Source organism: Mycobacterium sp. UNC410CL29Cvi84 (assembly GCF_000686745.1).
Taxonomy (GTDB): domain Bacteria; phylum Actinomycetota; class Actinomycetes; order Mycobacteriales; family Mycobacteriaceae; genus Mycobacterium; species Mycobacterium mucogenicum_B.
This window is the reverse complement of record NZ_JMLM01000008.1, coordinates 265,199-286,841: the sequence shown is the minus strand read 5'-3', so window position 1 is coordinate 286,841 and position 21,643 is coordinate 265,199. Positions and strand designations below refer to the sequence as shown.

Sequence of the window (21,643 nt, the reverse complement as noted above, 5' to 3'; positions counted from 1 at the left end):
CGAACAAGTGCCCCTCGATATGGGGCGCGAGAAACGGCTGTTCCCACCCCATCTGCGCAAAGCGCTCTATCACCGCGATCAATGCTGCATCAAATGCGGCGCACCCCCAGGGCGCACCCACGCGCATCACATCGTGCACTGGACCCACGGCGGCGACACATCACTAGGTAATGGCTGCCTGCTGTGCCCGGCCTGTCACGCCAACATCCACCACGACGGCTGGGACGTCGTCATGGGAATGGACAAACACCCCTGGCTCATCCCACCCGCCACCGTCGACCCCCACCGAAAACCCATCCCCGCCCACAACCGCCGCACCATGCGACTCGACAACGCCGCCTAACACCTAAAGCAATGCGCACCTTGACAACTCAACAGTGACAACGCACGGCGGGCCTGCTGCTTCAACAGCGAGATGGGAGCAGCAGGCCCGCACCCGGAGGATTGCGAGTAGTTCACCGCGACGTCCGCACCGCGTCGGGGATCGGCGGCAGGTAGCTGACAGCGTTGCCGCCGCCACGCTTGGCCACGAACATCGCCTCGTCCGCGCGGGTGACCAGATCGCCGAGCAGTTCCGCGTGGTCACACCCGGATTCGGCGAAGTGCGTGATCGCCGCGGCGGTGATCCCGATGCTCGCCGTGATCGGCGCGTGGTCGTCGCGGCCGCACAACGCGACCCGAATCCGGTCGGCCACGGCCACCCAGTCCCCCGGCTGCAGAACGTCGACGACGACGAACTCCTCGCCCCCGACGCGCGCCACGAGCGCGCCGCCGTGCACGGCAGACTCCAGTCGCTGGGCGCAGCGAACCAGCACCTCGTCGCCGACGCTGTGGCCGAACCGGTCGTTGACGATTTTGAACCGGTCGAGGTCGATCACGATGACCACGACGTCGGCCGCGCGCTTGCGGTGGCCGCGCAGGAGGTCGTCGATGTGGAGATTGAGGCCGCGGCGGTTCAGCAATCCGGTCAGCGGGTCGTTCGAGGCCTCGTTGGCCTCGTTGCGCAGGGCCCAGATACCGAAATGGGCGGCGATCGGCGCCACCGCGAGTGCCCCGCCGGACAACAGCTTCACGAACGCCAGCACCGGATCACCGCCGCCGATGATCGCGATCTCGACGGACATCGCCGCGATCGACGACACCGCCCAGAAACTGTGCACGGCAAGAGCTTTCGGCCCATCGAAGAAAATGATGTAGAACGACACCAGCAGCAGCGCACTCAGCCCGAACATGCCGGACAGCACCTTCTGGTTGAGGAGGGTGACCACCGTGACGCCGATGTCGACGTTGATGAGGAACGCGTGCGACAGCCGGTACGACGGCCACGGCCGCAGCCACCACACCCAGCTCCACACGTACATCGCCGTGATGAACACGATGGACACGACCCGCACGGCCGTACCCGCGGGCGCATCACCGGACCACTGGGCAATCATGACGATCAGACCGACCATGCCGACGCCGAGCCCGACGAGGAACTGGATCAGCCCGGTCAGCGACCGCTTCGCGAAGTACTCGACCTGCGCCTCGTAGTCGGTCGGCGTATGCCACCATTCGCGGACCATTCGGACCGTCGCGTGACGCGCAGCAGCATCCAGCAACAATCCACGGCCCTCACAATGGACACCTTCGGCTGACCCTCAACCCGCACGCAACCACTTTCCACAGCTAATATTTCAGCAGAATATCCAGATGTGGTTGACCTGCGATTTCCCATGCTAGAGCACGGGCATGGTTCATGCCAGCGAACGAGCCGACGCGGAGCTACTCGACGGTGACCGACTTCGCCAGGTTCCGGGGCTTGTCCACGTCGTATCCGCGCTCGCGGGCCACCGACGCGGCAAACACCTGCAGCGGGATGGTCGACAGCAAGGGCTGGAACAGCGTCGAGGTCGTCGGCAGCTCGAAGATGTAGTCCGCGTACGGGCGCACCGTCTCGTCGCCTTCCTCGGCGATGACGATGGTGACCGCACCACGGGCCTGAATCTCGCGGATGTTGCTCAGCAGCTTGGCGTGCAGCATCGACGAGCCCTTGGGCGACGGCATCACCACGATCACCGGCAGATCGTCGTCGATCAGCGCGATGGGACCGTGCTTGAGCTCGCCGGCGGCAAAGCCCTCGGCATGCATGTACGCCAGCTCCTTGAGCTTGAGCGCACCCTCGAGCGCGACCGGGTAGCCCACATGCCGTCCCAGGAACAGCACCGTCGGCGACTGCGCGAACTGCTTGCCCAGAACTGCGATCGGGTCCAGCCGCTCGAGCACCTGCTCGACCAACGCCGGCATGGCCTCCAGCTCGCGGTACTCGCGGGCGACCTCGTCCGGGTACTTGGTACCGCGCGCCTGCGCCAACGCCAGGCCCACCAGGTAGTTGGCGGCCACCTGGGCCAGGAACGTCTTGGTCGCGGCGACACCGATCTCCGGCCCGGCCCGGGTGTAGAGCACGGCGTCGGCCTCGCGCGGAATCTGCGAGCCGTTGGTGTTGCAGATGGCGAGCACCTTGGCCTTCTGGCCCTTGGCGTGCCGGACGGCCTCCAGGGTGTCGGCGGTCTCGCCGGACTGCGAGATGGCGATCACCAGCGTGCTGCGGTCCAGCACCGGGTCGCGGTACCGGAACTCGCTGGCCAGCTCGACCTCGACCGGCAGCCGGGTCCAGTGCTCGATGGCGTACTTGGCCAGCAGGCCGGAGTGGTACGCGGTGCCGCAGGCGACGATGAAGACCTTGTCGACGTCGCGCAGCTCCTGGTCGGAGAGCCGCTGCTCGTCGAGCACGATCTTGCCGTCGACGAAGTGGCCGAGCAGTGTGTCGGAGACGGCCGCGGGCTGCTCGGCGATCTCCTTGTACATGAAGTAGTCGTAGCCACCCTTTTCGGCGGCCGACAGGTCCCAGTCGATGTGGAACGGGCGCGCCCGATCGGACGCGTCGTTGCCGTCGAAGTCCAGTACCTGGTAGCCGTCCGCGGTGATCACAACGGCCTGGTCCTGTCCGAGCTCGACGGCGTCGCGGGTGTACTCGATGAAGGCCGCGACGTCGGAGCCGACGAACATCTCGCCGTCGCCGACCCCGACCACCAGCGGCGTGGACCGGCGGGCCGCAATGATGGTGCCCGGGTCGTCGGCGTTGCTGAACACCAGCGTGAAGTGGCCCTCCAACCGGCGCAGCACCGCCAGCACCGACGCGACGAAGTCGCCGGCCGTCGGCCCGTTGCGGTAGGCCTGCGCCACCAGGTGGACGGCCACCTCGGAGTCAGTGTCGCTCTGGAACTCGACGCCGGCGGCCTCCAGCTCGGCGCGCAGCCCGGCGAAGTTCTCGATGATGCCGTTGTGGACCACCGCGAGCTTGCCGCTGGCATCGCTGTGCGGATGCGCGTTGCGGTCGGTGGGACGCCCGTGGGTCGCCCAGCGGGTGTGCCCCATGCCGGTGGTGCCTTCGAGCTCAGCGGCATCGGTTTCGGCCAGCGCCTCTTCGAGATTGGCCAGTCGGCCGGCGCGCCGCCGGATGGTCAGACCCCCGTGGCCATCGGCCAGAGCGACACCGGACGAGTCGTAGCCGCGGTATTCCATCCGTCTCAGCGCGTCGACCACGATGTCGCGGGCCGGCCGTTGCCCGACATAGCCGACGATTCCACACATGGTTATCCAGGGTAGTGCAGCCGCCCGGGTGCCGGACCTTGCATGCGTGACGCGCAAACCATGGCCACTGCGCTAACGTCATCGCGTGGCCAAGACGAAGAAGCTCTTCGGCGCTCTGATGCGCCGCGGCCCGCACCGCGTTCTGCGCGGTGACCTGGGTTTTGCCGGCCTGCCGGGCACCGTCTACACCCCCGAGTCGGGGCTGAATCTGCCCGGCGTGGCATTCGGCCATGACTGGTTGCAGGGTGTCGGACGTTACAACGGCACGCTCGAGCATCTGGCGTCCTGGGGCATCGTCGCGGCCGCGCCCAACACCGAGACCGGCATCGCGCCGTCGGTGCTGAACCTGGCGTACGACCTGGGCACCACCCTCGACATCATCACCGGAGTCCGGCTCGGCCCCGGCAAGATCAGCGTGCATCCGACCAAGCTGGGCCTGGTCGGGCACGGTTTCGGGGCATCGGCCGCGATCTTCACCGCCGCCGGCCTGGGCTCGTCGGCGAACCCGCTGAAGGCGGTGGCCGCGGTGTTCCCGACCGCGAGCAAGCCCGACGCCGACCAGCCCGCGGCCGGCCTGCGGGTTCCCGGCCTGATCCTCAACGCGCCAGGCGCTGACCTGACCATCCAGTCCAACGCCACCGAGCTGGCCGCCGCGTGGCGGACGGCAACGGTGCGGACCGTCGCCAAGGCCGTCCCCGGCGGACTGGCCGAAGGCTTCCGGCTGTCCAAACTGGTCGGGATGCCCGGCGCGGATCGCCGCACCCAGAAGACGGTGCGCGCCCTGCTGACCGGTTACCTGCTGTTCCAGCTGACCGGCGACAAGGCCTACAAGGATTTCGCCGACGCCGACGTGGTGCTGCCGAAGACCGTCACCACCGATCCCGACGCCGAGAGCCCGGCGCTGGAAGACAAGGTCGCCGCGCTGCTGAAGGGCTAGTGGTTCCGCAGCGCGCTGATCAGGTCGTCCTTCTTCAGTGTCGAGTAACCCGTCAGACCCAGCTCCTTGGCGCGCTTCTTCAGGTCCTGCACCGTCCAGTCGTCGTAAGACCCGGACTTCCCGCCCTTGCGGCCGACGGAAGAACCGCCCCGCGCGGCCGCAGCATTCGAGATTCGCGCTGCCTTTTCTTTCGAGTCACCCTGCTTGCGCAGCTCTTCGTACATCTTCTCGTTCTTGATCGAGGAATTGGGCACGGCCATGGCTCCTTCGCTGTGAATCGCACAGGCAGAATGCCCTGACCGCACGCGATTGAAACGCCGCAACAGATTCACTCGCCCACTTGCGGCAACTCATCAGCCGCGATCTCACACGGCGTCTTGGCTGTCGGGTTCTCCTGTCCGGCAACAGGTTCCACGGGCAGCGAGACAGGTGCCGGTGGCGGGGTGGGTGCCGGAGGCGGAGTGGGTGCCGCTGTCACCTGCTGCGGGTCGACGGGAGGTTGCGCGGCTGCCGGTTCGCCCACGTCCGCGGCCATCTCGCCGGTGCTTCCGCCCTCGGTCTCGGCTTCCTCGTCGGCGTCCTCGTCGTCGTCATTGTCGTCAGCTTGGTCGTCGTGTTCGTCTTCGTCGGAGGTCGCGTCGTCGTCCTTGTCGCCCAACCCGAGGTCGTCGGCGAGCCCGTCGTTGACGTCGTCGAGCCCGGCCAGCCCCGACGCTCCGGGCGCCAGACCGGCCATGGAACCGAGCACTCCCCCGATGGCATCGGTCAGCTGCCGGCCCAAACCGCCCACGCCCGAACCCAATCCGAGGTCCCCGGACGAGCCAGCCGCAGCCGGGGTTGCCGCAGCAGCGCCGAGCGCCGGTTCGGGAACTCCGGGCGCACCGGTCGACGGTACCGGGGCCGATTCGGCAGGAACGTGCGGGGCCGACGGCGCTGCAACGGGTTCGGCAGGCACCGGCGGTGCCGCAGGAGCAGACGGAGCCGACGGCGCCCACCCGGCCGCGGTGCCCAACGTTGCGAAGGGCGCAGCCGCCGCGGCCTGATACGCCGGCGCGGACGGCAACGCTGGCGCGGGAGGCGGCCCCTGAGGCGCCCAGTCGGGCGTCAGCACGACGGGCACCGCGAACGTCAGCCCGGCCGGGGTGACTGCGGCGATGGCCGAATCGTAGGCCGCCGCAACGGCATCGGAGACATCCTGCAGTGCGGGCAACAGGTCCCCCGCCACCGCGCGAAGGACGAAGGGCTTGATCTGCTGGTCGACGATCTCGCTGGCGGCCGACAGGTCGCCGGCCCCGGCGAGGACCGCGCGGGCTGCCGCGCTCCACTGGTCGCGGTGTCCGGCAGCCTGTGCATCGGCCCGCCACACCGCGTCGACCTTGGCGTCGACGGCGCGCCACAACTCGTCCCGCAGCGTCGTCAGCGCCCGCGCGCTGCGCTGCAGATGCGCGACCACATCCTCGGCCGCGATCGTCAGCGACCGCAGAAACGCTCCGGCAGCGTCCCCGCCGGTGCCCGACCACTGGGCCGTCAGCTCCCGATATCCGTTGCCCTGCAACCGCAGTGCGTCCTGCGCGACCACCACGGCGGCATCGAGTGAGCGGGCGTCCGCGGACAGCGCGTCGAGGTTGAGCCCGCTCTCGGCGCGATACAACTCGGCCAACGGCCCCGGAGACGGCAGGCCCAGCACCTGGCATGCCGCGACGTACTCGTCGAGGACCGTCAGCGCGTGGTCGCCGTCGGAGAGACGCCCGGCGACATCGAACGCGGCCGCCATCATCAGGCCAACCGGCCGGCGAGGTCGGTGTCAGCGTCCACGTAGCGCCCTGACGAAACCCGCAGCGTCGCTGCTGCTTCCGTCGACGCGGACGCCCACGCGCGAAGCTGTCCGGCCGATTGGTCCAGCGCGGCTCGCAAGGCGGCCGCGCTCGCGGCATGATCACGCCCGCCGCAGAACCCGTCGAAGTACCACCGCAACAGCGGCGCGACCGCGGTGCCGAGCATGTCGGCGACCGATTCGCACCGCTGCGCGATGTCCCGCACCGCGGCGAGGTCTATCCGAGCGACGTCACGTTCTCCCATGCCTTGCTATGACGCGCGGCGCGGCCGTTCGGTTCCATCGAAGCTGAAAATTTCCTGTGGCCATCCGCCAAAACGTCCTTCGCGGACGGCTGTCGGCACTAGCCTGCAACGATGCAACCGCTGGTCTTCCTCGACACGGAGACCACCGGCCTACACGCCGACCGGCAACCCTGGGAAATCGCGATGCTGCGGCGCGACGACGCCGGTGAATCCCGCATCGTGCTGTACATCGATCTGGCCGACCTCGATCTCGACGCCGCCGAGCCCGCGGGCCTGCGGATCAGCCGGTTCTCCAGTCGCCATCCCCAGGTGGTGTACGGGCCCATTCACCTCCCGTCGGTGCACCGCGAACAGGAAGCCGCGGAAATCGTCCGCGAGTGGACCATGGACGCCACCATCGTCGGCGTCGTTCCCAGCTTCGATACCCAGTGTCTGTGCGCCATGCTGGCGCGTCATCAGCTGACACCGGGCTGGAGCCCCAAACTCGTCGACGTCATCTCCCTGGCCGCCCGATACGTTCTCGACTACGGGCGCACCCCGGAACGCGACTCGACACAACTGTCCCGGCAGTGCGGAGTCCGTCCGCCCGGCGCCGGCCTCCGGCACACCGCGCTCGGCGACGCACGTTGGGCGATGCGCTGGTACGACCAGCTGTCCACCCGCCTGATGTCCCGACTCACCCAGTAGGACAAGCGAACTCAGCGCAATCCCGGATGCGTTCCCGACTGCCGTGCCCGCCGCTGCACCGCGGCGATCTCGCGCAGCCCGTCACCGAGCAGGCTCCGGTTGAGCGGGGACAGGTCGCCGACGGTGATCACGTCGTTCGGGGTGCGGCCGTCGGCGATCAGTTCGACCTGATGCGCCAACCGCATTCGTTGCAGCATGACGAAAACCTCTGTGAGAGTGTGCGCATCGCGTTCCGTCAGGGCTCCGGTACTGGCCGCCGCTGCCAGCCGGGCCGGCGTCGACGCCGACGTCATGTCGGCGGTCAGGCCACCCCACCGGGCCAGGTTGACGATCGGCGTCACCGCATGCGTCTTCAGGTCGAAGGTGCCGCCGCGCCGCGACAGCACGTCCCGCAGCGACCACGTGCGCACCTTGCCGGACAGCGCATCCAGCAGTTGCAGGCGCAGCGCGTTCGGATGTTCGTCACGCATCCGGTGGAACACCGTGGGCACGGTGTGCAGCGCCCGGTTCCCCCACACGACGCGACCGTCGATCAGCAGCGAGGACAGGATCAAACCCTTGCCGCGCAAGGGATCATCGAGCCAGCCCTCGGCGGCCTGCGCCCAGTCGGAGGCCGACCGCGCGAACGCCTTGTGTGACGCGACGGCACCGTTACTGTCGGCCGGCAGACCGCAACCGTCGAGGATCTCGTGCGTGCGGGCCGCGATGGCACGCAACTGTGCGCATTCGGCATCGCAGCTGTCGGCCCAGCTGAGTGCGCTGTCCACATCGGAGGACGGCATGGCCTCCCGGCGGGCGATACTGCCCAGCGTGAGCCACGCGAACTGGTCCTGCGTCGGGCCCGGGCCGGCTTCGGCCAGGGCGAGCTCCAATGCCTTGCGTACCAAAGCATCCAGCACGATCGATGAAATGCTGCTCGCGGCCGACGCTTTCGTGCCGGTGCGAAACAGCTCGACGGCGATCCGGGTCACCTCGCGGCCATGCCGCTGCAGCGCGGCAGCGTCGGGCGCCTGCGCGATGGCCCGGCGCAACACGAAGCTCTGGCGGGCCGACGCGGCCAGCAGGTCGACGTCCTCGAGGACGCCCAGCACTTCACCGCGGGGCGACAGCACCGGCATATGGCGCATGCCGCGCTCCAGCATTTCCAGCAGCACCGTCTCGGCGGTGCGGTCCGCGGTCACCGTCTGGGCGGGTCGACTCATGACCTCGGCGATCGGGACATCCACCGGTAGCCCCGCGGCGACGACGCGCGACCGGAGGTCACGGTCGGTGAAGATCCCGACACCGCCTTCGCGCAGCCGGATCAGCGCATAGGACACCCGCTGTTCGCTCATCTGCACCACGGCTTCGCGTACCGAGATCCCGGGCTCCACGATCAGCACGCTGCCGTGCACCAGATCGCCGACCGGCCGCGAATCGCTGCCCGCCACCAGCTGCGACTGCGACGCCGGCGTGGCGGACAACGCCAGGAAACGCAGCCCCGCCGGTTTGGCGAACTGCGTCCGCACCAGCTCACCGGGCAGGCGGACGACGGTGGTGGCTTCCGTTGTGCGAGCCAGGAATTCGATACCACCGCCGGTCAGCATCGGCACGTAGCCGAAGATTCCGCCGGGCTCGATGGTGTCGAACACCTGCCCGTCACCGACCTCCTGCAGGTTCACCGAGCCGGCCAGGACCATCCAGATGTCATCGGGGACATGGCGGGAGAAGTCCGCGATCACGGTCCCGGCGCCGTGGTGCTCCAGCGACGAGGCGGCGACGAGGTCATTCAGTTCGGTGTCGCTGGCCGTCTGAAATGGCGGATGCGAACCGAGGAAATTCACCAGCTCCGGAGAGGTCACCCCGCCATCGTGCCCTACTTCAGCCGTTGCGAATGAGGTCGGCGCATTTCTCGGCCATCGTCATCACCGTGATGTTGGGGTTGATCACCGGCAACTTCGGCATCGCCGAGGCGTCCACCACCCGCAGGTTGCGCACACCTTTGACGCGCAGCTGCGGGTCGAGCACCGCCATCGGATCGTCGACCGCACCCATCCGTGCGGTACCGGCCGGGTGGTACACCGTGTTGTGCGTCTTGTAGATGTACGCGAGCAGCTCCTCGTCGGTCTGCACCTCGGGCCCCGGCGCAAGCTCACGACCGATCCACTCCTGCAGGGGCTCCTGCTCGGCGATCTTGCGCGCCAGCTTGATTCCGGCCAGCATCACCTTTTCGTCGTGCCCCTCGGGGTCGGTGAAATAGCGCGGGTCGACCTTGGCCCGGTCCCGGAAATCGCGGGATGCCAACCGCACGGTCCCGCGCGAACGGCCTTGCGTCACATTGGGAGTCAGGCAGAACCCGTTGTCGGTGGTGGGGTACCCGTGCCGCAGCGTGTTCATGTCGAACGGGACGCTGCCGTAATGCATCATCAGGTCGGAGTGATCGGGATTGTCACCGGCGACCTCGGTGGTCGCGAACAGCCCGATCTCCCACCACTGTGTGGACTCGGTGACCATCGGCTTCGCTGCCTCCCAGAACACCAGGCCCTCGACGTGGTCGTCGAGGTTCTCGCCGACGCCGGGTGAGTCGACCCGCACCGGCACCCCGACCTCGTTCAGGTGGTCGGCCGGCCCGATCCCGGACAGCATCAGCAGTTTCGGGGTGTCGATGGCGCCGGCCGTGACGACCACCTCGCGTGTCGCGGTGACGACGTCGTAGCCCGTGAGGTCCGGACGCTGGTACCGCACACCCGTGGCCACCGGCTCGTCGCCGGAGTCGTCGAACAGAATCTCGGCCACCCAGCAGTTGGTCAGCACCGTGAGATTGGGCCGCGACTCGAGGATCGGGTGCAGATACGCGTGCGAGCTGGACATCCGCTCGCCGGCCTCATTGGCGTTGATCTGCAGCCAGCCCGCCGCGTTCAGGGTCCAGTCGCCGCGGTTGAACTGCACGGTCTCCAGACCGACCTTGGCCGCGGAGTCGATCACCGCCTGGCCGCACGGATCGTTCGGCGGCACGTCGCGCAGCCGCACCGGGCCCGAATCACCGTGCGGCACGCCCTGATACGTGCCGGTGGCAGTGTTGTTCTCGACCTTGGCGGTGAACGGCAGCACGTCCTCCGGGCCCCACCCGGTCGCGCCCATGGCCACCCAGTCCCGCAGGCCCTGCGCGAGCGGCCAGAACGCGATACAGGAATTGTGCGACGAACACCCACCGAGCACCTTCGCCCGCGCGTGCCGCATGAAGCTGTTGCCCTTCTCCTGCGGCTCCACCGGGTAATCCCAGTCGTAGCCGGAATCCAGCAGGTGCATCCACTCCGACAACTCGAGGATGTTGCGGTCACCCACATCCGACGGCCCGGCCTCCACCAGACAGACGGTGACGTTCGGGTCCTCGGACAGCCGCGCCGCGAGAACACAGCCGGCGGTGCCGCCCCCGGCGATCACATAGTCGTAGGTCTGATCGGACATTGTGCAATCTCCTTGAAAAGTGTTATGGCAGAAGACGAATCGGGCTAGTAGACGCTGTCGACCTGATCGGGTACGGGTGCGCCGCCGGGACCGAGCACCGGCCCCTTGGATCCGTCGGCGTTGGTGTAGGCGCTCGCACACTGATACGGCGCGTGCTGGGGCAGCGGAGCGATGAACATCGCGTTGACGGCCCAGGTGCCCCCGCGGCTGAACAATCCGTTGTAGGCCCGGCACATCAGTTCGGGCTTGTTCCGGTTGATGACCAATGACGCCGCGGTGGCATCGCCCACGAACGTCACGTCAGTGACCGAGTCGCCTGCCGCGAGCACCTGCCGCCGGTCAGCCGGGAGCTGATCGAAGGCCGCCGGCCCGGAAACGCCGAAGATGGCCTGGTTGGCCCAGCAGCGCTTGCCGTCGATGTAGGTGATCACCGAATCGTCGCCGTCGGGCACGCCACCGCATCCCACCAGATGCGCGGTCTGCTTGCCTGCCGCGTCGTACACGCTGCGCACGCCGACGACGTGGGCGGCGTCGATCCCCACCTCTGGTGCCCAGACCTTCACGATCGGTTCCGGTGACGCCGAAACCACCCACGTGTCGATGCCGTTCGCCTGCAGTGTGCCGATCAGATCTTTGATCTGCGGATAGACGCGGATGTAGCCGTCGACATCCTTGGTGCCGATCTTCTGGGTGGCACCCTCGGGCGCATTGAGGTTCTGCTCCTTCATCTTCTGCGCGAAACCGCCGAGTTCATCGTTGCTGTAGCCGGCGGACAGTGCCGCGCCCCAGGCGTACGCACCCGTCATCCGCCGTTCGTCGAAGCCGGCGAAAGCGGGCTCACCGCTGGTGGTTTCGTCCTCGAGGACCGAAAGAATCTCATCGGCGCATCTGGTGTTGGTACTCGTCGGCAACGGCTTGCCTGCCGGGACGTCGGTGCCGCAGGCGACCCGTAGCGCGGTGGCAGCGGCATCGGTCAGGTATCGACTGGTCTGGTGCCAGTCCTGGTTCGGCGGTTGCAGAATCAGGTCATGGGCCAGCATGTAGAAGTTGGTGCCGTACCCGATGTCGTTCTTGACGACGGTGTTGTCCCAGTCGAAGATCGCCACCTTGCGCGCCCGGTCGCGCACGGCGCAGGTGCTGTTGGCGTCGATGGCCTTCTGCAGAAACTCCCGCACCCCTTCGTGCCAGCTCAACGATGCGTCGAGCTGACGGCAATTCGATTGCGCTGCAGTCGGCTTCGAACTGGGTGTGGATTCCGCCTGCCGGTCACCCGACCCGCACCCCGCGACCACGCCACCGAGCAGGATGGCCGCCGCAGCCAAGGTTCTGCCGGCCCGGATCATTTCTCGCTGTCCGCCGCATGGGAGGCCAGCGTGCCAATGTGGTTGCGGCCCTTGACGAAATACCAGAGCAGGCCGAGCCCGAGGATGACGCCGATGTAGACGAACGCGCCCCAGGTGTTGTACCACGGGTCACCGTAGATGGCGACGCGCGGCCAGGCCAGGTTGATGGCCATCCCGATGCCCCACAGCACCGCAAAGATGTTGACCGGCAGGCCCCACTTGCCCATGGTGAAGTAGCCGCCCTCAGCGAGGTCTTTCGGCGGCCACTCCCCCCGCAGGCGCTTCTTGAGCAGCGGGCCGGTGACCATCAGGTAGGCCAGGTAGATCATGATGATCGCGATCGAGGTCAGCACCGTGAAAACCTTTGGCTGCCCGAGGTTGATCACGAGGATCAGCGCCGCGATGATGCCGATCACGACGGCAGGCACGACGGGCGCCTGGGTCTTGGGGTGCACCTTGGCGAGCTTCTCGCCGAACGGCAGCGCGTTGTCGCGGGCCATGGCGAACGTCAACCGGATCGCCGCGGTGTGCACGGCCAGCGAGCACACCGTCACCGCGACCACGATGCAGATCAGGAAGATGGTGCCCAACGGGCCCCACATCACCTTCTCGACGATGGACTGCAGGCTGCCGTCGGGGCTGCCCAGCGCCGGGTCCTTGAGGTCCGGCGTGGCCATGATGGCGCCCGCCAGGATGGCGCCGCCGATGACGAACGACGCCAGGATGGCGCGCAGGATGGCCTTGGGCGCGGTGCGCCGCGGTTCGACCGTTTCCTCGCCGAGCGAGCTTGCCGTGTCGAAGCCGTACATCACGTACAGCGATGCCACCGATGCCACCAGGAACGCACCGAAATATCCGCCGGGCAGTCCCGCGCCGTGGCCCTGGGTGTCGAAGAAGACACTCGGCCCGCGCTTGATGTTGAACAGCAGGATGACCGCAATGAGCACGGCCGCAATGAGTTCGATGAAGACACCGGCGCTGTTGATCATCGCCATCAGTCGCACGCCGAAGGCATTGACGACGGTGGTGAACACGATGAGGACGGTGCCGAGCAGGATGGCGTTGGCGGCGAAATCGTACTGACCGGTGCCGTCACCGATCACCTGGAAACCCTTCCAGAGCCGTGGCAGGTTCAGCTGTAGGGCCAACACCACCGCCGACAGCGTGACGATGGAGGCCGTGAGCATCAGCCACCCCGAACTCCAGCCGACGATGCGGCTGCCCAGCTTCTTCGACCAGTTGTAGACGGAACCCGCGACCGGATACTTGGCGGCGAGTTCCATGAAACACAGCGCCACCGCCATCTGCCCGATGAATACCATCGGCCAGGACCAGAGATACGCCGGCCCGCCGTTGCCGTAGCCGACGTAGAACAGCTGGAAGGTACCGGTCAGGATCGAGATATAGCTGACCCCGGCCGCGAAGCTCGCGAATTTTCCGATGCTGCGGTCCAGCGATTCCTTGTAGCCGAAATCCTCGAGTCCGCCGCTGTCCGTATCAGTGAGGTTCTGAGTCATGAAGTTGTGTCCCTAGCCTTCGGTGGCGTCAAACCAGCCGGCCGGCGTTGGCGCGGTGTTGTGCCAGATATGTTTGAGCTCTTGATATTCCGCGAGACCCGAGGGACCGAGCTCGCGGCCGTTGCCCGACTTCCCGAAACCGCCCCACTCCGCTGCCGCGGTGTAGTAGCCGAAGTCGTTCAACCACACCGTGCCGTGCCGCAATGCGCGCACCACACGTTCGCCCCGCGCTGGATCGGAAGTTCGCACTCCCGCCGCGAGACCGTACTGCGTGTCGTTGCCGAGCATGATCGCCTCGGCCTCGTCTGTGAACCGCTCCACTGTCATGATCGGTCCGAAGGTCTCCTCCGTGACGATCCGCATCGAGCGGTCGCAACGGTCGAAGATCGTGGGCAGGAAGAAGTAGCCGTCCGCCAGCGCCGGATCGCTGGGCCGGGTCCCGCCGGTGATCAGTTTCGCGCCCTCGGAAATACCCAGGGCCACAAAAGATTCGATCTTGTCGAGCTGCTGCTTGGACACCAGCGGGCCGGTCTCGCTACGCGGGTCGGTACCGTCGCCCATCCGGATCTTCTCGGCGCGCTCGGCGAGCTGGGCGACGAAATCGTCGGCGATCGACTCCTCGACGATCACCCGCGTACCCGACGAACAGACCTGACCCGAGTGCAGGAACACGCCGGTGAGGACCTGGTCCACCGAGCTCTCCCAGTCCGCGTCGGCGAACACGATGTGCGGGTTCTTCCCGCCGAGTTCCAGCGCCACCTTGGTCACGTGCTCAGCGGCGGTCCTGGCGATGTGCTGGCCGGTGCTCAGCCCACCGGTGAACGAGATGAGGTCGACGTCGGGGTTGTCGGTGAGTGCCGCACCCACGGCGGCCCCACTGCCCTGGATCAGGTTGAGCACGCCCGCCGGCACTCCCGCCTCCTGCGCCAGCCGGACGAAGGCGATGGTCGAAAGCGGTGTCACCTCACTGGGTTTGGCGACCATGGTGCAGCCGGCCGCCAGGGCCGGCGCGATCTTCCAGGAGATCTGCAGGAGCGGGTAGTTCCATGGGGCGATCAGTACGCACACCCCGATGGGCTCGTGCACCACCCGGCTGATGACGTTCGGGGCACCCACGTCGACCAGTCGGTCCGACTGCGTCGCCACCAGCCGAGCGTAGTACCGGAACACCGAGATCACGTCGTCGATGTCAATCCGGCTCTCCGCCAAGGTTTTTCCGGTGTCGGCGGTCTCCAGTGCCGCCAGCGACTCCTTGTCGCGGGCCAGCAGGTCGGCGATGCGCTCGAGCAGCGCGGCCCGCTCGGCGACCGGTGTGGCCGGCCAGTCACCGGCGTCGAAGGCGGCACGGGCCGCGGCGACAGCCGCCAGCGCATCGTCGTGCGTGGCCTCGTCAACCGTGGCGAAAACCTTGCCCGTTGCGGGATTGATGATCTCCCGGACACCGCCATCGGCGGCATGCCGCCACTGCGATCCGATCAGCAGATCAGGTACACCGTCCACGTTGCCTCCTCGACTAACCATCACCAAACGTCCCGAACTGCATCACCAGTTGTGGTGGTGTCCCGATCCACCAAGGCCGCCTCTCCAGCCGGCCCGGCGGACCGGGACACCGCGCCGACTCCGCGAGTATTCGACGCCCGGCCGGTTGCCGGGAGCCGAATGCCCACATCAGTCGGCGAGCTTGTTGCGTAACCAGTCATGGAATTCGCCGAGGTGGTGTTCGCTGGGCACCAACACCCCGCCGTCGCGGTAGACGCGGGAACTCATGGCGGGCTGGCAGCGCTCGCACGCGTCGAAGTCCTGCTGGTTGACCCGGTGGAACAGTTCCACCGACTTGCTCACGTCGCGCCCGGATTCGACCACGCCGGGCAGGTACAGCCAGTCGCATTCGACAATGGTGTGGTCGGCCGCCATCGGGAACATCCGATGGATGATGACGTGGTCGGGCACCAGGTTGACGAACACCTGCGGACGTACCGTGATCGCGTAGTAACGCCGGTCCTGGTCCGCGGTGACGCCGGGGATGTGCTCGAAACCCTCTGAGCCATCGATGGTGAAGCCCGCGACGTCTTCGCCGAACTCCGCGCCGTGGCCGACGTAGTACTGGGCGGCGTAGCCGTCGGCGAACTCCGGCAGCACCTCGGTCAGTTCGGGGTGGATGGTGGCGCAGTGGTAGCACTCCATGAAGTTCTCGATGATGAGCTTCCAGTTCGCCTTGACGTCGTAGACGATGCGGCGACCGAGGCTCAGATCGGCCACCGTGTAGTGGTCGATCGATTCGACGTCACCGAGCCGGGCGACGATGTCCTGCATGACGGTGTCCTCGAACGACGGCGGCTCGTCGGCCAGGCATACCCAGACGTAGCCGAGCCACTCCCGGACGGCAATCTTGCGCAGGCCGTATTCGACGCGGTCGATATCGGGCATCTTGGTCAGGTTCGGCGCCGCGACGAGCTTGCCATCGAGATCGTAAGTCCATGCGTGATAAGGACATTGGAACGCACGCTTGACCTCGCCGCTGTCCTCGGTGCACAGCCGTGCGCCGCGGTGCCGGCACAGGTTGAAGAACGCGTTGATGTCACCTTTGCGTGACCTGGTCACCAGAACGCTTTCGCGACCGACCTGGACGGTCTTGAATGCCCCCGGTTTGTCCAGATCCGCGGCGCGCGCAACGCAGAACCACATGGTCTCGAAGATCTTCTCCTGCTCGAGGGCGAAGACCTCCGGATCGGTGTAGTAATGCCCTGCCAGAGTGGAAATGAGGCTTTCCGGCAGGCTCGGCACGGTGGCGGTCATCGAACTCCTTTGCGATGTCATGTCGTGAGTTTTATTGGGGTGCAAGAACTTCGGCCTAGACCGCGGTGGGCGTCGGGACCAGCTGCCGGCGCCACCGGGTGAAGAGCCGGGGCTGGTCGATACCGAGGACCGCCACCAGACGGCCGTCGCGCCGATACGTGGCCAGCAGGCAACGCTCCTCGCAGCTGCCCTCCTCGATGGTGATCTCGTCATCGGGACGGGCGACGCCGGCGAACTGAATGCGGGAGCCGTATTGGTCGGACCAGAAATACGGCGGCTTCACCGTCGACTCCTGCCGCAGACCGCCCGCCAGCAGTGCGGCGACCGCCATGGCGGGGCGCTCCAATGCGCCGGTCCAGTGTTCGACCCGGTGGTGGGTGTCGGTGGCGGCGTCGAGCCATGCCGCGCAGTCCCCGACGGCGACGACGTTCGGGAGGGCCGTCTGCCCATGGGTGCCGCACAGCACGCCGTTGCCGAGCGCCAGTCCACTGCCCTGCAACCAGTCGATGTTGGGCACGCCGCCGATACCCACCACGACGACGTCGGCCGGCAGATGGCGGCCGTCGGTGAGGTCGACACCGGCCACCCGCCGCACGCCGCCCGGCGTGCGCAGTGCGCGCTCCTGCCCGACGAGACCGACCACGCCCACCCCGCAGATGAGCCTCGTTCCGTTGGCGGCATGGGCGCCGGCGACCACACCGCCGAGCCACTCGCCGAGCTGCATCTGCAGCGGCGTCGGGGCGGCTTCGACGACAGTGACGTCCAGGCCCAGCTTGCGGGCCGTCGACGCGACTTCGGCCCCGATGAACCCGGCGCCGATGACGACCAGCCGAGCGCCCGGTACCAGTTCGGCACGCAGCGCTACGGCGTCGTCGATGGTGCGGATGACGTGCACGCCGGCCATGCCCTCGCAGCCGGGCCAGCGGCGGGCGCGGGAGCCGGTCGTGATCACCACTCCGTCGGCGTCGATGCGCGTCCCGTCCGCGAGTTCGATTGCGCCACTACGGCTGTCGAGCTTGGCCGCGGCGACGCCCAGTCGCCAGTCCGCCTGCAGATCGTCGTCGTCGGATTCCAGCGCGAGATCGGCTTCGGAGACGGTGCCGCAGAGGAACTCCTTCGACAGCGGCGGGCGGTCGTAGGGCCGCTGCGCCTCGTCGCCGATGACCGTCAGCCGCCCGTCGAAGCCCTGTGCTCGCAGCGCCCGGGCCGCGGACAGGCCCGCGAGCGACGCTCCCACGATCGCGACGTGCTTCATTACTGACCCGCGCCCAGTCGAGCCCGGATGTCGGGCGGCAGGTTGGGTTTCTCGGTGCTCAGTTCGACGTGGATGACGCCGTCGGATATCACGACCGTGTGCGTGCGCACCGGCAGCTTGGCCGGCGGCGCGTCGACCGCGCCGGTGCGGAGGTTGAACCGCGAGGCGTGCAGCGGGCACTCGACATCGCACCCCTCCAGCCAGCCGTCGGCCAGGGACGCGTCCTGGTGCGAACAGGTGTCGTCGATGGCGAACACCTCGCCGTTCTCGGTGTGGAAGACCGCGATGGGCGGGTCGGTCTCCACCCGCCGGGCCTCGCCGGGCGGGAGTTCGGAGAGCGGACAAATCTCAAGCATCGGGTGTGCCCTCTCGGAGAGTTTGACGCGTATTACGCAACGTGATTCGAATTATGCAACAGTGTGGGCGTAGTCACAGGCCCGTGTCAAGGGCACGAACGCACCGTTTACACAGCTGGAACAACTGCCGCGATCGGCCTGAAAGCCCAGGTCAATCAGATTTGCGCCGAGCCGGCGCCTTGTTGCGCAGATGCGCAACCATGGGGTCCCGCGTCACGTCGAGATACAGCGACACACACATGCCGATCATCACGACGACGAACGGCGCGGCGACGATGATCGTCATCGTCTGCAGCCCGTTGAGCGCATCGTTGCCGCCGGCCCAGAGCATCAGTACGGCGACAGCACCCGTACTGAGCCCCCAGAACGCGACCGCCCACCGAGACGGGAAGAGCGACCCACCCTGTGACAGCGTGCCCATCACCATCGACGCGGCATCCGCACCCGAGACGAAGAAGATCGCCACGAGCGCCATGACCAACAGCGACGAGATGCCGGCCCACGGCAGATGGTCGAGCATGCCGAACAACGTCGACTCCGGTTCGCCCTTCCCGAAGATGTCGATGCCGTCGCGCTGCTGACCGATGCCGGCGCCGCCGAAGATGACGAACCAGATGAGGCTCACCGTCGTGGGCACCAGGATGACGCCGACGACGAACTGCTTGATGGTGCGGCCGCGACTGATCCGGGCCAGGAACATGCCGACGAAGGGGGTCCAGGAGATCCACCACGCCCAGTAGAAGATGGTCCACGACGACAACCACTTCTCGGTGTCGGGACCCGCCGCGGCCGATCGCGCCGACATGGAGGCCAGGTTGGCGGCGTAGTCACCGAGCGTCGTCGGCAACAGGTTCAGGATCAGCACCGTCGGCCCGAGCACGAAGACGAAGACCGCCAACACGAGCGCGAGCACCATGTTGATGTTCGACAGCCATTGGATACCGCGCGAAACGCCGGACACCGCCGAGGCGACGAACGCCAGCGTGAGGATCGCGACGACAGCGACCAACAGCAGGGTCCCGGCTTTCTCGACCCAGCCGATCACCTCGATGCCGGACCCGATCTGCAGCGCGCCCAGGCCCAGTGACGCCGCGGTGCCGAACATCGTCGCGAAGATCGCGAGGATGTCGATGAGCTTGCCGATGGGCCCCTCGACGCGCCCCCGGCCGAGCAACGAGATGAACGACGAACTGATGAGCTGCCGGCGACCCAGCCGATAGCTGCCGTACGCGATGGACAATCCGACGACGGCGTACATCGACCAGGGGTGAAAGCCCCAGTGGAACAGCGCGGTCGCCAATGCGGTGCCGGCCTTGGAGTCGGCCAGCCCCGGCGGCGGTTTCACGAAATGCGTCAGCGGTTCGGTGACGCCCCAGAAGATCAGGCCGATCCCCATGCCCGCGCTGAACATCATGGCGATCCAGCTGACGGTGTTGAACTCGGGTTTCTCGCCGTCCTGCCCGAGCGGTATCCGGCCGTACCGGCTCATCGCCAGCCATACCGCGAAGAGCACGAAACACGTCGCGGAGGTGATGAAGAGCCAGCCGAGGTTGCTCACGACCCAGTTCAGGATCACCGACATCCGGGACTGGAACGACGCCGGCCAGCCCAGGCCCCAGACCAGGATCGCGACGACGAGCGCGGCGCTGGTCCCGAACACGACCTTGTCGGTGACCGCGCGGCGGGCGCACATCGGCACGTCGAGCTCGTCGTCGTCGAGACCATCGGGGATCGGGATGCCGGGGCCAGGGAAGGTCTCCTGCAGCTTCGCCTTGATCTCGGCTTCCAGCGATCCTTGGTTTTGCGGTGTCATGTCGCGCTCCTGGGCCGGGCCACCGCCGACGCCATCCGCACCGTCTGCGCTGCGTGGCCGTCGACTTGAGGTTCGCCACCGGGCACGGGAATCACCGGTGGCGAACAGTTGATATATTAGATCGCAGTGATCTGATATGCAGACCGAATCGACAAATTTCCCGAAATGGGAAGGCGGCTGACCCGAGCGGTCAGCGCCGATAGCCCATGCGGCGGCTCACGTCGTCGGCCGCAGCGACCACCGTCGGCGCGATCTCCCGGACCCGCTCCACGGTGAGCCGATAGGCCGGGCCGGAGACGCTCAGCGCGGCGATCACCGCACCGAGGTGATCGCGAATCGGCGCGGCAACCGCGTTGAGCCCGTGCTCGAGCTCCTCCGACGTCACCACGTATCCATTGCGGGGCACATCCTGCAACTGCGCTTCCAGTCGCTCGACCGACGTGATGGTGTGCTCGGTGAAGCGCTGCAGGCCGGCGACCTCCAACAGGTCCCGGCGGGCATCGGCAGCCATGAAGGCCAGCAATACCTTTCCGCTCGACGTCGCGTGCAACGGGGTGAGCTCCCCTACCCAGTTGTGCGTACTGACCGCCGAGGGCCCGCGCGCCTGGTCCACGTTCACCGCGTACTCCGCCCGCAGCACGGCGATGTTGACGGTCTCACCGACCTCGGCGGCCAGGCGCTCGCAGATCTCCCGGCCCTGCCGCGTGACGTCGAGCCGGCCCGACACCGCGTTGGCCAACCGCAGGATGCCGAAGCCGAGGCGATACTTGCCGCGCTCGAAAGCCTGCTCGACGAGTTCCCGGTCCTCGAGCGCCGCCAGCAGCCGGGAGACCGTGGATTTGTGCACCCCGATGTCCGACGCCAGCTCGGTGACTCCGGCTTCGCCCCGGCGCGCGAGGAGATCCAAGACCGCGAGCGCGCGGTCGACGGACTGCACGCCGCCGTTGCCGGAATCAACGCCGTTGTTGCTCATTACGCAACGATAACCACATCGTGATGCGCGTGGTCGCGTTCGTCAGGCGCGTCAGACGATTGCGCGGATCGCCTTCTCGAATCCGGTGACGTGGTCGAGCGCGATCTGCGCGGCGGCGTCGCCGTCGCCGCCGGCGATGGTCCGCAACAGCTCGGCGTGCTCACCCACGTGGCGGGCCACGGTCGGCAACCGATCGAGGAACAGGCAGAAGATCCGGGTCGCGAGATTGTCGTAGCGGACCAGCACGTCCTCGAGATGGGGGTTGCCGGCAGCCCGGTAGATCGCGCGGTGTGCGCGCAGGTCCCACCGCATGAGCTCGTCGCGGTGGATGCTCTGCACATCGAGCGCTTCGGTTTGGTCGGCGAGCGCGAGCAGGCCGGCCCGCACGTCGGCCGAGGCGTTCTCAGCGGCCGTGCGCGCGGCGACGGGCTCCAGATTCACCCGAATCTGCGAGATGTGCCGAAGGTCGGCGACATCGACACCCGTGGCAAAAGTGCCGCGGCGCGGGAACGAGACGACCAGCCGATCCGCTTCCAGGCGCTTGAGGGCCTCGCGGACGGGAGTACGGCCCAGCTCGAGTTCCGCGGCCAGCTCGTTCTCCACGATGGCCTCGTTGGGACGGATGTCCAGCATGATGAGCTTGTCGCGGATCACCAGGTACGCCCGGTCGGCGAACGACATCTCCTCGGAGACAACGTCATCGAGCTGTTCCACACCGGCAACGCTCACGCCCGCCCCGCCTTCCCGACGTCACCGACTTCATCGTCCGGCAACTGATCTGATCTGGTCAGGGCAATGATATATCAG

19 protein-coding genes are annotated in these 21,643 nt (G+C 67.3%); 3 read left to right on the top strand and 16 right to left on the bottom strand.

Features of this window, described 5'->3' with window-relative positions; translation table 11 throughout:
• A partial coding sequence (locus tag BR47_RS30470; RefSeq protein WP_197035059.1) for an HNH endonuclease occupies positions 1 to 343 on the top strand: 343 nt, incomplete at its 5' end.
• A gap of 112 nt (positions 344 to 455) precedes the next feature.
• On the opposite strand, the gene BR47_RS30465 is transcribed toward BR47_RS30470, so the two are convergent.
• A complete protein-coding gene (locus tag BR47_RS30465; protein ID WP_051634783.1) occupies positions 456 to 1,565 on the bottom strand; it encodes a GGDEF domain-containing protein in 1,110 nt (369 codons plus the stop codon).
• A gap of 199 nt (positions 1,566 to 1,764) precedes the next feature.
• Positions 1,765 to 3,633, bottom strand: coding sequence for a glutamine--fructose-6-phosphate transaminase (isomerizing) (glmS, locus tag BR47_RS0113480; protein WP_020101524.1), 1,869 nt, complete (start codon positions 3,631 to 3,633; stop codon positions 1,765 to 1,767).
• 85 nt (positions 3,634 to 3,718) lie between these two features.
• Here glmS and BR47_RS0113475 point away from each other — a divergent pair, with 85 nt between their 5' ends.
• The gene (locus BR47_RS0113475) at positions 3,719 to 4,570 is read left to right on the top strand and encodes a dienelactone hydrolase family protein (RefSeq protein WP_029119830.1); all 852 of its coding nucleotides are present in this window, start codon (positions 3,719 to 3,721) and stop codon (positions 4,568 to 4,570) included.
• Here BR47_RS0113475 and BR47_RS0113470 read toward each other — a convergent pair.
• The 3 genes from BR47_RS0113470 to BR47_RS0113460 all read right to left on the bottom strand — a co-directional run bounded on the left by BR47_RS0113470 (position 4,567) and on the right by BR47_RS0113460 (position 6,649).
• Positions 4,567 to 4,824, bottom strand: coding sequence for a DUF7218 family protein (locus tag BR47_RS0113470; protein WP_029119829.1), 258 nt, complete (start codon positions 4,822 to 4,824; stop codon positions 4,567 to 4,569). The two genes, BR47_RS0113475 and BR47_RS0113470, sit on opposite strands and share 4 nt — an antisense overlap.
• 74 nt (positions 4,825 to 4,898) lie before the next feature.
• Complete coding sequence (locus BR47_RS0113465; RefSeq protein WP_051634782.1) at positions 4,899 to 6,347, bottom strand: hypothetical protein; 1,449 nt, start codon at positions 6,345 to 6,347, stop codon at positions 4,899 to 4,901.
• On the bottom strand, positions 6,347 to 6,649 hold the full coding sequence (locus BR47_RS0113460) for a type VII secretion target (protein ID WP_020101520.1): 303 nt from the start codon (positions 6,647 to 6,649) through the stop codon (positions 6,347 to 6,349). Before BR47_RS0113460 ends, BR47_RS0113465 begins: the two co-directional genes overlap by 1 nt.
• Positions 6,650 to 6,760: 111 nt before the next feature.
• On the opposite strand from BR47_RS0113460, the gene BR47_RS0113455 reads away from it, so the two are divergent.
• Entirely contained in the window at positions 6,761 to 7,336 is a 576-nt protein-coding gene (locus BR47_RS0113455; protein WP_029119827.1) for a 3'-5' exonuclease family protein, read from the top strand.
• 11 nt (positions 7,337 to 7,347) lie between these two features.
• On the opposite strand, the gene BR47_RS0113450 is transcribed toward BR47_RS0113455, so the two are convergent.
• The 11 genes from BR47_RS0113450 to BR47_RS0113400 form a co-directional block, all read right to left on the bottom strand.
• Complete coding sequence (locus BR47_RS0113450; protein WP_020101518.1) at positions 7,348 to 9,177, bottom strand: putative nucleotidyltransferase substrate binding domain-containing protein; 1,830 nt, start codon at positions 9,175 to 9,177, stop codon at positions 7,348 to 7,350.
• A 19-nt stretch (positions 9,178 to 9,196) separates the two neighbouring features.
• Entirely contained in the window at positions 9,197 to 10,783 is a 1,587-nt protein-coding gene (locus tag BR47_RS0113445; protein WP_029119826.1) for a GMC family oxidoreductase, read from the bottom strand.
• Positions 10,784 to 10,827: 44 nt separating this feature from the next.
• Positions 10,828 to 12,126 carry a haloacid dehalogenase-like hydrolase gene (locus BR47_RS0113440; RefSeq protein ID WP_029119825.1) on the bottom strand — a complete coding sequence of 433 codons (1,299 nt, stop codon included), beginning with the start codon at positions 12,124 to 12,126 and terminating at the stop codon, positions 10,828 to 10,830.
• Positions 12,123 to 13,643, bottom strand: a complete 1,521-nt coding sequence (locus BR47_RS0113435; protein WP_029119824.1) for an APC family permease — start codon at positions 13,641 to 13,643, stop codon at positions 12,123 to 12,125. The genes BR47_RS0113440 and BR47_RS0113435 overlap by 4 nt, the downstream gene beginning before the upstream one ends.
• A 12-nt stretch (positions 13,644 to 13,655) precedes the next feature.
• On the bottom strand, positions 13,656 to 15,143 hold the full coding sequence (locus BR47_RS0113430; RefSeq protein WP_020101514.1) for an aldehyde dehydrogenase family protein: 1,488 nt from the start codon (positions 15,141 to 15,143) through the stop codon (positions 13,656 to 13,658).
• 168 nt (positions 15,144 to 15,311) lie between these two features.
• Positions 15,312 to 16,439, bottom strand: a complete 1,128-nt coding sequence (locus BR47_RS0113425) for an aromatic ring-hydroxylating oxygenase subunit alpha (RefSeq protein ID WP_029119823.1) — start codon at positions 16,437 to 16,439, stop codon at positions 15,312 to 15,314.
• Positions 16,440 to 16,494: 55 nt separating this feature from the next.
• Positions 16,495 to 17,694 (bottom strand): NAD(P)/FAD-dependent oxidoreductase, encoded by a 1,200-nt coding sequence (locus tag BR47_RS0113420; RefSeq protein WP_029119822.1) that lies wholly within the window; start codon positions 17,692 to 17,694, stop codon positions 16,495 to 16,497.
• Positions 17,694 to 18,050, bottom strand: coding sequence for a bifunctional 3-phenylpropionate/cinnamic acid dioxygenase ferredoxin subunit (locus BR47_RS0113415; protein ID WP_029105239.1), 357 nt, complete (start codon positions 18,048 to 18,050; stop codon positions 17,694 to 17,696). Before BR47_RS0113415 ends, BR47_RS0113420 begins: the two co-directional genes overlap by 1 nt.
• A 151-nt stretch (positions 18,051 to 18,201) precedes the next feature.
• On the bottom strand, positions 18,202 to 19,743 hold the full coding sequence (locus tag BR47_RS0113410) for a BCCT family transporter (RefSeq protein ID WP_051634790.1): 1,542 nt from the start codon (positions 19,741 to 19,743) through the stop codon (positions 18,202 to 18,204).
• A gap of 310 nt (positions 19,744 to 20,053) precedes the next feature.
• A complete protein-coding gene (locus tag BR47_RS0113405; protein WP_020101509.1) occupies positions 20,054 to 20,836 on the bottom strand; it encodes an IclR family transcriptional regulator in 783 nt (260 codons plus the stop codon).
• A gap of 51 nt (positions 20,837 to 20,887) precedes the next feature.
• Complete coding sequence (locus BR47_RS0113400) at positions 20,888 to 21,517, bottom strand: GntR family transcriptional regulator (RefSeq protein WP_051128500.1); 630 nt, start codon at positions 21,515 to 21,517, stop codon at positions 20,888 to 20,890.
• Between the last annotated feature and the right edge of the window lie 126 nt (positions 21,518 to 21,643).